The 15,568-nt window shown below is 51.8% G+C and carries 16 protein-coding genes; 15 read left to right on the top strand and 1 reads right to left on the bottom strand.

Annotated elements, in window-relative coordinates:
• Positions 1–4: 4 nt before the first annotated feature.
• A complete protein-coding gene (gene holA / locus AC0LWF_RS11675; RefSeq protein ID WP_474651691.1) occupies positions 5–1,030 on the top strand; it encodes a DNA polymerase III subunit delta in 1,026 nt (341 codons plus the stop codon).
• Between the two features lie 74 nt (positions 1,031–1,104).
• On the opposite strand, the gene rpsT is transcribed toward holA, so the two are convergent.
• A complete protein-coding gene (gene rpsT / locus AC0LWF_RS11670; RefSeq protein WP_090573642.1) occupies positions 1,105–1,377 on the bottom strand; it encodes a 30S ribosomal protein S20 in 273 nt (90 codons plus the stop codon).
• 191 nt (positions 1,378–1,568) lie between these two features.
• Between rpsT and gpr the strand changes: the two genes are divergently transcribed.
• From gpr to AC0LWF_RS11600, 14 genes are all read left to right on the top strand, one after another.
• Positions 1,569–2,573 (top strand): GPR endopeptidase, encoded by a 1,005-nt coding sequence (gene gpr / locus AC0LWF_RS11665; protein ID WP_474651690.1) that lies wholly within the window; start codon positions 1,569–1,571, stop codon positions 2,571–2,573.
• Positions 2,574–2,858: 285 nt separating this feature from the next.
• Positions 2,859–4,205, top strand: coding sequence for a stage II sporulation protein P (gene spoIIP, locus AC0LWF_RS11660; RefSeq protein ID WP_474651689.1), 1,347 nt, complete (start codon positions 2,859–2,861; stop codon positions 4,203–4,205).
• Positions 4,206–4,240: 35 nt separating this feature from the next.
• Positions 4,241–4,711: a hypothetical protein gene (locus tag AC0LWF_RS11655; protein ID WP_474651688.1), complete on the top strand. Its 471-nt coding sequence runs from the start codon at positions 4,241–4,243 to the stop codon at positions 4,709–4,711.
• A 66-nt stretch (positions 4,712–4,777) separates the two neighbouring features.
• A complete protein-coding gene (lepA, locus tag AC0LWF_RS11650) occupies positions 4,778–6,595 on the top strand; it encodes a translation elongation factor 4 (RefSeq protein ID WP_474651687.1) in 1,818 nt (605 codons plus the stop codon).
• Positions 6,596–6,869: 274 nt separating this feature from the next.
• Positions 6,870–8,027 (top strand): radical SAM family heme chaperone HemW, encoded by a 1,158-nt coding sequence (gene hemW, locus AC0LWF_RS11645; RefSeq protein WP_474651686.1) that lies wholly within the window; start codon positions 6,870–6,872, stop codon positions 8,025–8,027.
• Positions 8,028–8,146: 119 nt separating this feature from the next.
• Entirely contained in the window at positions 8,147–8,608 is a 462-nt protein-coding gene (locus AC0LWF_RS11640; RefSeq protein WP_474651764.1) for an N-acetyltransferase, read from the top strand.
• Positions 8,609–8,758: 150 nt separating this feature from the next.
• Positions 8,759–9,784, top strand: a complete 1,026-nt coding sequence (hrcA, locus tag AC0LWF_RS11635) for a heat-inducible transcriptional repressor HrcA (protein ID WP_474651685.1) — start codon at positions 8,759–8,761, stop codon at positions 9,782–9,784.
• Between the two features lie 54 nt (positions 9,785–9,838).
• Entirely contained in the window at positions 9,839–10,408 is a 570-nt protein-coding gene (gene grpE, locus AC0LWF_RS11630; RefSeq protein ID WP_474651684.1) for a nucleotide exchange factor GrpE, read from the top strand.
• A gap of 59 nt (positions 10,409–10,467) precedes the next feature.
• Positions 10,468–12,303 carry a molecular chaperone DnaK gene (gene dnaK, locus AC0LWF_RS11625; protein WP_474651683.1) on the top strand — a complete coding sequence of 612 codons (1,836 nt, stop codon included), beginning with the start codon at positions 10,468–10,470 and terminating at the stop codon, positions 12,301–12,303.
• Positions 12,304–12,465: 162 nt separating this feature from the next.
• A complete protein-coding gene (gene dnaJ, locus AC0LWF_RS11620) occupies positions 12,466–13,599 on the top strand; it encodes a molecular chaperone DnaJ (RefSeq protein WP_474651682.1) in 1,134 nt (377 codons plus the stop codon).
• An 84-nt stretch (positions 13,600–13,683) separates the two neighbouring features.
• Positions 13,684–13,842, top strand: coding sequence for a YfhD family protein (locus tag AC0LWF_RS11615; protein WP_474651681.1), 159 nt, complete (start codon positions 13,684–13,686; stop codon positions 13,840–13,842).
• A gap of 18 nt (positions 13,843–13,860) precedes the next feature.
• A complete protein-coding gene (locus AC0LWF_RS11610; RefSeq protein ID WP_474651680.1) occupies positions 13,861–14,055 on the top strand; it encodes a hypothetical protein in 195 nt (64 codons plus the stop codon).
• A gap of 152 nt (positions 14,056–14,207) precedes the next feature.
• Entirely contained in the window at positions 14,208–14,537 is a 330-nt protein-coding gene (locus AC0LWF_RS11605; RefSeq protein WP_090573653.1) for a cupin domain-containing protein, read from the top strand.
• Positions 14,534–15,559, top strand: a complete 1,026-nt coding sequence (locus AC0LWF_RS11600) for a Gfo/Idh/MocA family protein (protein ID WP_474651679.1) — start codon at positions 14,534–14,536, stop codon at positions 15,557–15,559. Before AC0LWF_RS11605 ends, AC0LWF_RS11600 begins: the two co-directional genes overlap by 4 nt.
• The last annotated feature ends 9 nt before the right edge of the window (positions 15,560–15,568 follow it).

The raw sequence follows: 15,568 nt of genomic DNA, 5'->3' as shown, positions 1-15,568 counted from the left end.
ATTCATGATGGAGCTAAAGGATGCACAGAAGGAATGGAAAGCTGGGCAGTTCCGCCCCGTCTATGTGCTTTATGGGAAAGACCGATATCGGATGCGGCAGTTCGTAGCCGCGCTTACAGAGAAGCTGCTGCCGCCGGACGAGCAGGAGCTTGGTATCGTTAAATTTGATACGTCGGAGACAGCAATCGAGGAAGTCGTCGCGGAAGCGGACACATTGCCGTTCTTCGCTTCTCGCAAGCTGGTCCTTGTGCGGGACAGCTCCGTGCTTGCTACAGCGCAAGGGAAGGAAGCGAAGCTTGAGCATAGTACGGATTCGCTGATCGCCTATTTGAAGCAGCCCTGTGATACGAGCGTGATCGTCTTTCAAGTGATGGCGGAGAAGCTCGACGAGCGCCGCAAGGTGGTCAAGCTGCTTAAGGAGCAGGACGCGCTTATGCCGTTCCAGGAGCTGCAGGAGAATGAGCTGCTGCAATGGACGATCAAGCGGGCGGAAGAGCAAGGGCGTACGATGAGCCGCGATGCAGCGCAGCTGCTGCTGGCCAGAACAGGCACCAGCATGCAGCAGCTTGCTCATGAAGTGGACAAGCTCTGTCTGCATGCTGGGAGCGGTGGCGGCATTAGCGGCGAGGATGTGGAGCAGCTGATCGCCTCCACAGTCGAAGAGGATGTATTCGCGCTTATTGATGCGATGGCCGCGCTGCAGGTTGAACGCGCGCTGAAGCTGTACGGAGAGCTGCTCCTGCGCCGCGAGGAGCCGATTAAGATCGCTGCGCTCATTGCAAGGCAATTCCGCATTATGCTGCAGGTGAAGGAGCTTGAGCAGCACAACTACTCGCAGCAGCAGATGGCGGGGCAGATCGGCTTGCATCCGTACGCTGTGAAGCTGGCTGCAGAGAAGGCGAAGCGATTCAGTGCTCAGACGCTCGGCAAGCATCTGAGCCGGCTTGCAGAGCTCGATTACAACATGAAGACCGGCCGCGTCGACAAGACGCTTGGTCTTGAGCTGTTCTTATTATCGCTTGCTGTATAAGCGGTAATAAGAACAATAAAAAAGTCCTGCTACTCGCCGGAAGCGAGGAGCAGGACTTTCATTTGTTATGTTGATTATGCTTGAGCGCTAAGTGCGTTCAGCTTTTTAGCTAGGCGCGATTTCTTGCGAGCAGCTGCATTTTTATGAATCAGGCCTTTAGTTACAGCTTTATCCAGCTTCTTAGTAGCGTTGATCAGAGCCGCTTTAGCAGCATCTACATCAGTTGCAACCACAGCTAGGTCAGCAGCTTTAACGGCCGTGCGAAGAGCTGATTTTTGCGAAGCGTTCAAAGCGCGGCGTTTCTCGATTGTTTTAACGCGTTTGACAGCGGATTTAATGTTTGGCATTGCATTCACCTCCTGTAAAAAGGGAAATCCCTTTGTAACAACACAACTTGACACAGTGTATCATGGGCAAGCACAAAAAGCAATAGCACAATAAGGATGAATCCGTCAGTCAGGCAAGCTTAGTTACCGCATAATTCATCCTGACCCATCGCACACTAAAGACAAACCGATGGAAGGAGCGCCCTTATACAATGAGCGAGCTTGATCTTCAGAAGTTTAACCCTGGAATTGACTTGGCGCTGGAAGCAAAAGAATTGGCCGAATCCGGAGGGAAGGGACCGGTCCCTGGCGTCACGTCCGACGTCTCCGAGGATGACGGCATTACGATAACGAGGCTGGAAGTGACGACAGAGGAAGGCTCCAGGCTTATGGGCAAAATGATCGGTCATTACGTCACCTTCGAGGTGCCCGAGCTGCGCAAACAGGATACCGGTCTGCAAGACCGCGTCGCAACGAAGCTGGCGCAGGAATTTGCGACATTCCTGGACCGGATCGGGATCAGCAAGACGGCGAAGGTGCTGATCGTCGGCTTGGGCAACTGGAACGTGACGCCGGATGCGCTCGGGCCAATCGTTGTGGAGAACGCGCTTGTGACGCGGCATTTCTTCGAGCTGATGCCTAACGAGGTGGCGCCGGGATACCGCAACGTGAGCGCTGTCGCGCCGGGTGTGCTTGGTATTACAGGCATCGAATCGAGCGATATCGTGCAGGGCATCGTAGACCGGTCGAAGCCTGATCTTATTATCGCCATTGACGCGCTTGCTTCGAAGGCGCTGGAGCGTGTCAACACGACAATTCAAATTGCCGATACCGGCATTCATCCTGGTTCTGGCATCGGCAATAAGCGGCGCGGGCTGACGAAGGAAATTTTGGGCGTGCCCGTTATTGCGATCGGCGTTCCTACCGTGCTTTACGCATCAACAATCGTTAGCAACAGCATTGATCTGATGCGGGAGCATCTGAAGAAGCATGCGAACAATACCGACAACTTCCTCGGATTGCTCGACTCGATTGACGAGAATGAGCGGCTTCAGCTCGTACGGGAGGCGCTCGGTCCGCTGGGGCATGATCTTCTCGTGACGCCGAAAGAGGTTGACCAATTCATCGAGGATATCGGGAATATTGTTGCGAGCGGACTGAATGCTGCGCTCCATGAAGCGGTTGACCAGGACAACGTTGCGGCTTATACGCACTAGGTTGTCTGTGTTACCGAAGACTAGGGTGCATCTGTGATAAGTACCCGATCAATAAATGGATATTTGCAATAAAGCTCCTCCTGCTTTTTCTGCGGGTGGAGTTTTTTGCTTTTTTTGCTTTTTCTGCTAGCGAATAGCTATCAAACTAGCGATTCTATCATTTTTTTCAAATGAACTCTATTAAACTTTCGGTTCTATTAATTCTTACGCATTCATAAAGTGATACTAGCCTCGTGCAAAAGGGAATCCCCGCGATATTGGAGCTTAGGAGGTAAGAAAAACGCAATGAAACGATTAATCATGACGTTCAACCTTGGAAAGAGCAGCCAGCGGCTGCGCCAGCTGCTCGTAACGGCCCGTACCTTTGCCCTGTTGTCCCTAGGATCGATGATCCTTGTCCTTGTTGTAGGAATTGGCGTCATTGTACATGAGAAGACGGCGAGCTCGCCGATCTCGTCGATGAAAGGCTTCGCATCCTCGGTGTCCAGCGGCTTATTCTCAGACATGCTTGCGATGGAGATGCCGGGCACAGGCGAAGCGGATAAGAAGTGGTCCATCACCGGCAGGCAGGCGAGTACGTTCCTTCTCCGAATGCTGACGAATATTAATCCAGCTGACCCGCTTAGCTTGCTGTCAAGTCAATACCCCGGGCTAGGAGGAGATAGTACGGTCATTCTCAGATCGGGATCCGGTACTGGCGATAGTATCGCTTCTGAGGATCACGATACGGTTCCGCCGGAGGGCGATGAGAATCCAGGCAGCGTTGTAGGCGATTCGGATCGGCCTGATCACCCTGCAGGGGACTTGGACACATCGACGGGCGCAGGAGATGGCAGTGCAGATTCCACTTCAGACAATCCAGCGGATGATTCTGATTCGACGTCGTTGCCAGATAGCACGAGTACCGATACGCCAGCAGTGCCTGACAAAGGTACGGAGTCCGATACGGACAATACGCCAAGCACGCAAGAGCCGGCCAAGCCGACAACAGGCGATCGTAATGTCGTCTTCATCTACAGCTCGCACAGTAGAGAATCGTGGTTCCCCGAGGTCAAGAGCAAGAAATACGCAGAATCGCCGGTGAAGAACGTTACGCTGCTCGGCAAACGGCTCGCATCACAGCTCAAGGAATCCGGAATCGGATCGATATCTTCCGGCACAGATTATGCTTCCACGGTTAAAAACTACAATTGGCTCCTATCCTATAAATATTCGAAACAAACAGTCGTGAGCGCGATGGCAAAAGACAAGGAGCTTAGTTATTTCTTCGACATCCACCGTGACTCGCTCCGCCGCAAAAATACGACGATTACGATAGACGGCGTCGCGTATGCCCAGGTGTTCCTCGTCATTGGCCTGGCAAATCCGCATTGGAGTGAGAACGAAGCTCTCGCCAACAAGATTCATGAAGCGCTGGAGAAGAAGTATCCCGGTCTCTCGCGCGGCGTGCTCGGCAAGACGAAGGCCAGCGGGAACGGCGAGTACAATCAATCGCTGTCGCCGCACAGCGTGCTTATCGAGGTCGGCGGTGTAGACAACACGCTTAAGGAGTCGTACCGCACCATTGATGTTCTGGCAAAGGTTATCTCGGACATTTATTGGGATGCTGAGAAAGTATCCGCTTCAAAATAAAATGAGGAACGTAACTGGAAAGGTGAGAATGGAGTATGCGCAAAAATTCGATGAAAATGGTTATCGTCGGGGCGACAGCAGCGCTTGTGGTTATGTTCGGTATCGATCTTGCTTCGAGTGGGATCGAGCGAATCTATGGACCGGTTGACGGCGGCAACGGCGCAACGGCTGTGAATCCGCAGACAAGCATCACATCGAAGCAGCTGCCTGCGGATCCAACCAGCACAGTGGCGGAGCAGGAGCAGCTGCCGGAAAATCAAATTTATATCGTGCCGGAGCGCCGCACCGTGGCGGATGCGCAGCATGGGCGAACCGATGAAGAGGTGCGCCGCGCTTATGAGCGCAAGCTGCAGGAGGAATTGAACAAACGGCTGCCCGGCGTGCCGGATTTGAAGAGCGAATCGACGGTCAACAAGGTCGCAGACGGCACGGCCGGTGTGCTGCAAACGGTATCGTCGAAGGGCATCCGAATGGTCGTTTCATTTTTCGAATCGGTAACGGATTGATGGTATTCCGGCAAACTGATATAATAACAAGAATGATTAGCAATAGAGTTCCTCTGGGGGTTTAGCATGTCGGATGTACGTGAACGGCAAAAGAAAATTAGAAACTTTTCAATTATCGCCCATATTGATCATGGGAAATCAACATTAGCAGACCGGATTCTTGAATTTACTGGTGCGCTCTCCTCGCGTGAAATGCAAGAGCAGGTGCTCGACCAGATGGATCTGGAGCGCGAACGCGGGATTACGATAAAGCTGCAAGCAGTACGACTCGGATATAAAGCCGATGACGGCGAAGAATATATCCTGAACTTGATTGATACGCCAGGACATGTCGACTTCACCTATGAAGTTTCGCGCAGTCTTGCCGCATGCGAAGGCGCGCTGCTCGTCGTTGACGCAGCCCAAGGGATCGAAGCGCAGACGCTTGCGAACGTTTACCTCGCACTCGATAACAACCTGGAAATTATTCCAGTGCTTAACAAGATCGATCTGCCAAGCGCAGAACCTGAGCGCGTAAAGCAAGAGATCGAGGACGTTATCGGACTTGACGCAAGCGATGCAGTGCATGCTTCGGCGAAGGCCGGTATTGGCATTAAGGAGATTTTGGAGCAGGTCGTTACGAAAGTGCCGGCACCTACAGGTGATCCGGACGAGCCTCTTAAAGCGCTTATCTTCGACTCGCACTACGACCCATACAAAGGGGTCATCGTGTATGTGCGTGTTATTGACGGTCATATCAAAGCAGGCAAGAAGATCCGCTTCATGGCGACAGGCGCAGAGTTCGAGGTTATCGAAGTCGGCGCGTTCATGCCGCGAATGGGTATTGTCGACGAGCTGGCTGTCGGCGACGTTGGTTTCGTCGTTGCAGGCATTAAGAACGTGAAGGATACGCGTGTCGGCGATACGATTACCGATGCGAAGAAGCCTGCGCTGGAGGCGCTGCCGGGCTACCGTAAGATCAACCCGATGGTGTTCTGCGGCTTGTATCCGATCGAGACGCAGGATTACAACGATCTGCGCGATGCGCTCGAGAAGCTTGAGCTTAACGATGCATCGCTTCGTTACGAGGCGGAATCGTCCACGGCGCTTGGCTTCGGTTACCGTTGCGGCTTCCTTGGCCTCCTGCATATGGAGATTATTCAAGAGCGGATCGAGCGCGAGTTCAACATTCCGCTCATCACTACAGCGCCAAGCGTTATCTATCGCGTTACGCTGACGAACGGCGAAGTGCTGAATATCGACAACCCGTCCAACTATCCGGAAGTCGGCAAGATCGAGTACGTAGAAGAGCCTTACGTCAAAGCGGCGATTATCGTTCCGAACGACTTTGTCGGCGCGATCATGGAGCTTTGCCAAGGCAAGCGCGGCGAGTTCGTGAACATGGAATATCTCGACACGAACCGCGTAACGCTTACGTACGATATGCCATTGTCCGAGATCGTCTACGACTTCTTCGATCAGCTTAAGTCGAGCACGAAGGGGTACGCGTCGTTCGACTACGAGCTGTCCGGCTACCGCCAATCGAAGCTCGTGAAGATGGACATCATGCTCAACAACGAGATGGTCGATGCTCTATCCGTTATCGTTCACCGCGATCGCGCATACAACCGCGGACGGATTATTTGCGAGAAGCTCAAGGAGCTGATCCCTCGTCAAATGTTCGAGGTTCCGGTACAAGCGTCGATCGGAAACAAAGTTATTTCGCGTGAGACGGTTAAAGCCATGCGGAAGAACGTTCTTGCCAAGTGCTACGGCGGTGACATCAGCCGTAAACGGAAGCTGCTTGATAAGCAGAAGGAAGGTAAGAAACGCATGAAGCAGGTGGGCAGCGTAGAGGTTCCGCAGGAAGCATTCATGGCTGTTCTGAAGATTGACGAAGACTAGGAATAGGACTAGCGCAATGACTAGGACTAGGTCAGGAACTTTTAGTTATCTGAGGGCTGCGCTAGCCTTCGGCCGATAAGGGATTCCGCTCGCTGTTGTAGTCTAGATTCCCCCTGATTTTATTAAACAGTTAGATGTTGGAATCTGCCTACAAAGGCGTGCTACATCTCCTTATCGGCCTACGGCCTGCTTCACCTCATCGCTTTAGTAAAAGGGAGCATAAGAGCTCCCTTGTTTTTATTTCAAGGGAGCATTGGAGGTACAGATAAGAGCTATGCTTACGCACGCGCCGAGGGCGCTTTATATTCATATCCCTTTTTGCACGAACAAGTGCCATTACTGCGATTTCACTTCATACGTGCTGAAGGGGCAGCCGGTCGATGCTTATCTTGATGCCTTGGAGCGGGAGATGGCAATGACCGTGGAGCTGCTGCCGCCGGAAGAGATTCGTACTGTGTTTGTCGGCGGAGGTACGCCGACCGTGCTGACTCCGCCGCAGATGGAGAGGTTCCTTGCGTCGGTGAATCGCTACTTCCCGATTCATCCGGATGCGGAGTTCTCGATGGAAGCGAACCCGGGAACTGTTGACATCGATAAGCTTCACGCCATGAAGGCAGGCGGTGTAAACCGGATCAGCATGGGCGTGCAATCGTTTGACAACGGCTTGCTGGAGCGTATCGGACGTATTCATAACGTCGATGACGTATACCGCAGCATTGAGAACGCGCGATTGGCTGGTTTTAATAACCTGTCGATCGACCTCATGTTCGGTCTTCCGGGGCAAACGGTCGAGCAGCTGTCGGACAGCGTCGCCCGTGCGCTCCAGCTGGAGCTGCCGCATTATTCTTTGTACGGCTTAAAGGTCGAAGAGAACACCTTGTTCCATACTCTGTATGAGCGCAGCGAATTGCCACTGCCTGCAGAAGAGGACGAGCTTGCCATGTATTTGCATCTGATAGACACGCTCAAAGCGGAAGGCTTCCATCATTATGAGATCAGCAATTTTGCCAAGCCTGGTTACGAGAGCAAGCACAACATCACTTACTGGCGCAACGAGCCCTATTACGGACTAGGCGCTGGCGCGCACGGCTATGCGAGAGGCGAGCGGCACGTTAACATTAAAGGCGTCCAGCCATTCATTGATGCTTCATTAATTAGATTGCCGCGACTTGAGACGAATCCGGTGCCGGAGCGTGAAGCGATGGAGGACTTCATGATGGTCGGCCTTCGGATGCTGGAAGGCGTATGCAATGATGATTTTGCGCTGCAGTTCTCGGGGCTGACGATGGAGAGTGAATTTGGTCAACGGCTTGAGACGGTGCTTGCACAAGGGCTGCTGGAACGTACAGAAGAGCGCGGTGGCGGTTACCGGCTGTCGAAGAAGGGCATTCCGCTCGGGAATGAAGTTTTCGGCGCGTTTATTGGCGAATAAGGTGTGAATTTCGTTTCAATTAGTACTTGTGAACCAAACATTGATGTTGTATATTTATTCGTATTAATGTTGGAAATATAATTTCGGAGCAAGGGTGGAGGCGAGTGCGAGTGCAAGCGTTGCAAGCGGTATGCAGAAAGGCGACCGAAGACGATGTTGAAGTGCTAGTGGATTTAATAGCAGGTTACGCCGAGAAAGGAATTATGCTGCCGCGATCACGCGATGTGCTGAAGCGCCAGATCGATACATTCGTTGTAGCTGAAGTTGGAAGCGAGGTCGTCGGCTGCGGTTCTCTAACTCAGCTTGGAGCCGATCTTGTTGAAATTCGCTCGCTCGGCATTTCCGAAGGCTACAAAGGACTTGGTATTGGCAGTAAGCTCGTCGATCAGCTGATCTTTGAAGCAAGAGAGCAGCAAATTCCGAAGATAATGGCACTGACCTATGAAGTCCGCTTTTTCGAGAAAAACGGCTTTACGGTAGTGAATAAAGAGATCTTCCCAGAGAAAGTATGGACGGATTGTATTCACTGCGCGAAACAGCATGCGTGTGATGAAATCGCTGTACTGAAGATGCTGGATTAACGTACACAAAATGTACGTTTTGTAGATGTCCCGAAAATGCCAAACTGGCTTGACAATCGATAAGTCGGTTTGGTATTTTTGTATTAATGATTAGCACTCAACGATAACGAGTGCTAACGATGTGTCGATAACGAAATTGGAGGGACTGCGATGTTAACTGAACGGCAGCGAATGATATTGAACGTCATTATTGATGATTATATCCGCTCGGCGGAGCCTATAGGTTCTCGCAGTATTTCGAAACGAAGCGACATCAGCTTCTCGCCGGCAACGATCCGGAATGAGATGGCTGATTTGGAGGAACTCGGTTTTCTAGAGCAGCCCCATACGTCAGCAGGGCGAATCCCATCCATTAAAGGTTACCGGTACTACGTTGATCATCTTGTCCGATTGGGCGAGGTGAACGATCATGATGTACAGAAGGTTCGTTCTTACTTCACGGAGAAGATGAACCAGATGGAGCAGATCATTCAGCATGCTGCAAGTATTTTGTCCAACTTGACGAACTATACGAGCATTGTGCTGGGACCCGAGACGTTTGCAAATTCGCTGAAGCATTTTCAATTGGTGCCGATCAGCGATGACACGGCGGTGGCGATCATTGTGACGAGCACCGGCCATGTCGAGAACCGCACCATTTCCATTCCGGCTGATATGAGCATGGATGAAATGCAGCAGGCTGTTAATATTTTGAATGCGAAATTGATCGGCGTGCCGATGGTAAGGCTGAAGTCGAAGCTTTATTCTGAGGTTGGCCAAGAGCTTGGGCGTTATGCGGACCAATGCGAACGGCTGCTTGGGGTATTGGATGATGCGCTGAAGAGTGAAGACGATCACCGCTTATTCTTTAGCGGTGCGACGAACATGCTGACACAGCCTGAGTTCAAGGATGTCGACAAAGTGAAGACTGTGCTCGACCTGCTCGATGAGACGCCCACGATTATGCAGATGTTCAATTCGCTTCCGAGCGGTATTGCGGTTCGAATTGGAACAGAGAATACTCATGAGGCAATTAACAATTGCAGCTTGATAACAGCGACGTATTCGGCACATGGGCAGCAGCTTGGCACGATAGGCATACTCGGTCCGACAAGGATGGATTACGGTAAAGTAATAAGCCTGCTCGATCTTTTATCGAAGGATATGGCAGTACTGCTCAGCCGGTGGTACAAGTGACGTATGTAATAGGTAACGTAAGACAGGGATTATTTTCAGGAGGTGCACGCGCTCGTGTCTGTGAATGAACAGCATACAGATGAGGAACATATCAATGAAGTGAATAGCGCTTCTGTAGATGAAAAGGAAGTGCCAGCAGAGGAAACGGCTCAGAACGAAGAAGCAAGTGCAGAGGATTCCCGTATCGCCGAGCTCACGAAGCTTGCGGATGAGAATCAGCAGCGTTACTTACGCGCACAAGCGGACTTCGATAACTTCCGCCGCCGTACGATGAAGGAGAAGGAAGATCTCGCCCAATATGCTTCGATGAAGCTGATCAGCCAGCTCTTGCCGGTTGTTGACAACTTCGGACGCGCTGTAGAAGCTGCGAAGAGCGGCGGCGACGTCGAATCGTTCTCCAAAGGCGTAGACATGATCTTCCGCCAATTCGAGCAAGTGCTTGAAGCTGAAGGCCTCAAAGCCATGGATGTTGTTGGCGAGCCGTTCAATCCTGATTTCCACCAAGCGATTATGCAAGTGGAGTCCGATGAGCATGAAGAAGGCATCGTCGTGGAAGAAGTGCAAAAGGGTTATGTGCTGAAGGATAAAGTGCTGCGTCCCGCCATGGTGAAAGTGAGCGGTTAACGTTCAGTTGCCTATATACTTAAAATTTGTAATAGAAAGCCTAAGGAGGAAATTCAATTATGAGTAAAGTAATCGGTATTGACCTTGGAACAACAAACTCATGCGTAGCGGTAATGGAAGGCGGCGAAGCTGTCGTAATCCCGAATCCGGAAGGCAATCGTACAACACCGTCGGTTGTTGGCTTCAAGAAAGACGGCGAGCGTGTTGTCGGTGAAGCGGCTAAACGCCAAGCGATCACGAATCCGGACCGTACGATTAGCTCCATCAAGCGTCACATGGGTACTAACCATAAAGAAGTAATCGACGGTAAAGACTACTCGGCGCAAGAAATTTCCGCAATCATCCTGCAAAAGCTGAAAGCAGACGCTGAAGCATACCTTGGTCAAACGGTAACACAAGCGGTTATTACTGTTCCTGCTTACTTCAACGACAGCCAACGTCAAGCGACGAAGGATGCCGGCAAAATCGCAGGCCTTGAAGTACTTCGTATCGTCAACGAGCCCACTGCAGCAGCGCTTGCATATGGCCTTGAGAAAACAGAAGATCATACGATTCTCGTTTATGACCTTGGCGGCGGTACGTTCGACGTATCGATCCTTGAGCTCGGCGACGGCTTCTTCGAAGTAAAAGCAACTAGCGGTGACAACCGTCTGGGCGGCGATGATTTCGACCAAGTAGTCATCGACTACCTCGTAAGTGAATTCAAGAAAGAGCAAGGCGTAGACCTCTCTAAAGATAAAGCAGCTGTACAACGTCTGAAAGACGCAGCAGAGAAAGCGAAGAAGGAACTGTCCGGTATGGTTACTTCGACGATCTCCCTGCCGTTCATCACAATGGCTGACGGCGTACCGCAGCATTTGGAAATGAGCCTGACTCGTGCAAAGTTTGAAGAGCTGTCCGCAGCGCTTGTTGAGCGTACACTTGGACCAACTCGCCAAGCACTTAGCGATGCTGGCATGTCCCCAAGCGACATCGACAAAGTCGTTCTTGTCGGCGGATCGACTCGTATCCCGGCTGTTCAAGAAGCAGTTAAGAAGCTGATCGGCAAAGACCCGCACAAAGGCGTTAACCCGGATGAGGTTGTAGCTCTTGGTGCAGCAGTTCAAGCAGGCGTACTGACTGGCGATGTGAAGGACGTTGTATTGCTCGACGTAACTCCATTGTCCCTTGGTATCGAAACAGCGGGCGGCGTGTTCACGAAGATGATCGACCGCAACACGACGATTCCAACAAGCAAATCGCAAGTGTACTCCACTTATGCGGACAATCAGCCTAGCGTAGAGATTCACGTGCTGCAAGGCGAGCGTCAAATGGCTGCCGGCAACAAAACACTCGGACGCTTCACGCTTGGTGACATTCCATTGGCGCCGCGCGGCGTACCGCAAATCGAAGTCACTTTCGATATCGACGCGAACGGTATCGTTAACGTATCGGCCCTTGATAAAGGCACTGGCAAGAGCCAGAAGATCACGATCACTTCCTCCGGCGGCTTGTCCGAAGAAGAAATCGATCGCATGATGAAAGACGCTGAGCTTAACGCGGAAGAAGATCGCAAACGCCGTGAGCTTGTTGAAGCGAAGAACAGCGCTGACCAGCTCGTGTACACAGTTGACAAGACGATCAAAGATCTTGGCGATAAAGTAGACGCAGGCGAGATTGCAAAAGCGAACGAAGCGAAAGAGAAAGTTACTGCAGCGCTGGCAACAGACGATGTAGAGCAAATCAAAGCCGCTTCTGACGAGTTGACTGAAATTATGCAGCAGCTGTCGATGAAGCTGTATGAGCAAGCTGGCGCAGCAGGCGGCGCTGAAGGCGCAGGTCCTGAAGCAGGCGAAGCAAAAGGCAGAGATAACGTAGTTGACGCTGATTACGAAGTTGTTGACGATAAGAAATAAGTAAGGCTGATTCGTGTAAACGGTGCGCCGTCCGAGAAAATTTTGGACGGCGCAGCCGTTTCTTGCTATGTCATGAATTAATGAGAGTTGAATCATGGCAAAGTTGTTTTAACTTGGGAGAGAGAAATCAGCGATTATACGGATACAGAAGGGGTGACGGTTTTGGCAGACAAGCGTGATTTTTACGAGGTGCTTGGAGTTGAGAAGAGTGCTTCGGATGATGATATTAAAAAAGCATACCGTAAGATGGCACGCCAATACCATCCGGACGTGAATAAAGCGGCGGATGCGGAAAGCAAGTTCAAGGAAGTGAAGGAAGCGTATGACGTCCTGAGCGATGAGGGGAAACGTTCGCAGTACGACCGTTTCGGCCATGTCGATCCGAACCAAGGCTTCGGAGGCGGCGGCGGTGCTGACTTCGGCGGCGGCTTCGGCGATATCTTTGATATGTTCTTCGGCGGAGGTGGCGGCGGTCGCCGTGATCCGAACGCGCCTCAGCGAGGCAACGATCTTCAATATACGATGACGATCGAGTTCAAGGAAGCTGTGTTCGGCAAGGAGACGGAGATTACGATTCCTCGTACCGAGAACTGCGACACTTGCGTGGGCTCGGGCGCTAAGCCTGGCACGAAGCCGGAAACTTGCTCGACATGCCGTGGTACAGGCCAGCAAGAGGTTGTTCAGAATACGCCGTTCGGCCGTATGGTGAACCGCCGCGCTTGTTCGTCATGTAGCGGAACAGGCAAGATCATTAAAGAGAAATGCACGACCTGCCACGGCGCAGGCAAAGTGAAGAAGCAGCGCAAGATCAACGTGAAGATTCCTGCCGGCGTAGATGAAGGCGCACAAATCCGCCTCAGCGGCGAAGGCGAGGGCGGTACGCGCGGAGGCCCATCCGGCGACCTGTATATCGTCATTCGCGTGAAGGCACATGACTTCTTCGAGCGTGACAACGATGATATCTATTGTGAGGTTCCACTGAACTTCGCACAGGCAGCGCTTGGCGACGAGATTGAAATCCCGACGCTGACGGAGAAAGTAAAGCTGAAGATTCCTGCAGGCACACAGACGGGTACCTTCTTCCGCCTGAAGGGCAAGGGTGTACCTCGTCTGCGCGGTTACGGTCAAGGCGACCAGCATGTGAAGGTGACTGTCGTAACGCCAACGAACATGAGCGAAGAGCAGAAGGAACTGCTGCGTCAGTTCGCCGGCGTAGGCACGCCAGCGGGCGAAGTGCAGCATGAGCACCACGAATCGATCTTCGATAAGATGAAGAAAGCATTCCGCGGCGAATAATCGGCAATTAGTCAGCATAAGAACGAAACCATTGGTCTATGCTAACCTTCGTGTCCAACTCATATTGAACATGGAGGAGCAAGTATGCCCAATAAGGATCAAGACCTTGAAAAAGTGAATTTTGCCGAGCTGCCGATAGGGAAGAATGAAGACGTCGAGTTCTCTGAAGAGCTCGCTGACGAAGCAGATCGAGTTGCGCAGCAACGTGCTTCCGAAGCGGATGCCAGAGCTGAGAAATCCTAAGGAGCGTGACGTGCCGAGATGACCGCGACAATTCACGCGACGTTCCAGGACAGTGATGGCGCGAGGGAAGCGCAAGCGAAGCTGCAGTACCTCCGTGTACAGCAGGTGAACGATGGTGCTGATGACGCTTCGTTCACGGCTACCGTTGGCGATGAGCTCATCGAACGGACGATTCATCTGATCGAGCAGACCGGTGGAACAGCGATGATTTAATTTGGAAAATGCAGTATGGATGCCTCCTGATGCGGATCACGCATGTAGGGGGCATCTTTTTTTATGAATATACATGCGCTTACAATTGTGGCACAATAGACGATGGGTTCAGTTTTGTGCTCGGGCACAATGATTAGGGGAGGAGCAACGAAATGCCAGTTAACTTTTACAATAACACACAGGTTTATCCCGAATGGAGCGAGCTTAGCCACTACGGAATTAACCATCTGAAGGTCGGAGATATCGTCAAGCTGCACTATCATGACGCCAATGAATATTGGATTATTATTAGCGGCAGAGGCACTTGCACGACAGAAGGCGATCCCTACGAAATCGGTCCTGGCGACATGGTCCTGACCAAGCGGGGCGACGAGCACTCCTTGGTCGTTACGGAGGAAATGGTTGCTGTATATATTTATGGAATTATGCCGGAAGGCGGACGGGTCGGGTATTTATTCAAAGGAGTTGACGACGTAAAATGACGCTTCGAATCATTCAAGTTGGTCTTGGCATGCATGGCTTCGGAGTCGCGCAAGCTTTCGTCAAGCAGTCGCAGGACTTCGATTATGCTGGCGTGGTAGAGATTAATCCAGCCCGGCTGAAAGAATGTGGCGCCACGCTTGGCGTATCCGAAGAACTCTGTTTTACGGACTACAAGGAAGCGTTCGCGACACTTACGGCAGATGCCGTCTTCGTTACGGCAGCGTCCCCATATCATTATGCGATCTGTAAAGCAGCGCTTGAGCAAGGGTTGCATGTGCTGGTTGAAAAGCCGTTCGTGCTCGATATTAAGGAAGGCTGCGAGCTCGTTGATCTAGCGAAAGAGAAGCAGCTGATCTTGATGGTCAGCCAGAATTATCGCTACCAGAACCATGTGCTATCGCTCAAGAGCGCGATCGGGGAAGTAGGCAAGCCGCTATTCGTACAAGCGCAGTTCTTCTATGACCACTTCGGCAAAGATTATCAACAGGTCATGGACAACTTCATGCTGCTCGAGATGGCGGTCCACCATATTGATATGATCCGCTACTTGTTTAATACGAATATCCGCACGGTGTCAGGGAAGACGTGGAACATCGAAGGCAGCATGTACAATGGTCATCCGAACGTACAGGCTAGTATGGAGCTGGACAACGGTATGCCGGTGTTTTATCTGGGCAGTCTCGTATCCAAAGGGCTGTCGTCGCCGTGGGAAGGCGAATGGCGAATTCAATGCCAAGACGGCTCCGTCCACTTAGGGGATCTTGGCCAAGGCTATGGCGTCTATATCGTGGATCAGCAGCAGAATAAGCGATATATCTCCTATGAGGACGGCCCGCTGCCGGACTCGAAGCAAGGCATTCACAGCGTGCTGGCTGAGTTCGCTGCACGGATTCAGGATGGCGCTGAGCCGACCTTGTCCGGTCGCGATAACTTGCACACGCTGGCGGCGCTTATCGCTTTCGCGGATTCTTCGGAGAGCGGTGTCGTCAAGAACCCGGAAAGCTACATCGTAACGAACTGATTTGTGCAT

This window comes from Paenibacillus sp. sgz302114, from assembly GCF_056120345.1.
The sequence above is the reverse complement of the archived record's forward strand: the minus strand, read 5'-3'. Positions and strand labels throughout refer to the sequence as shown.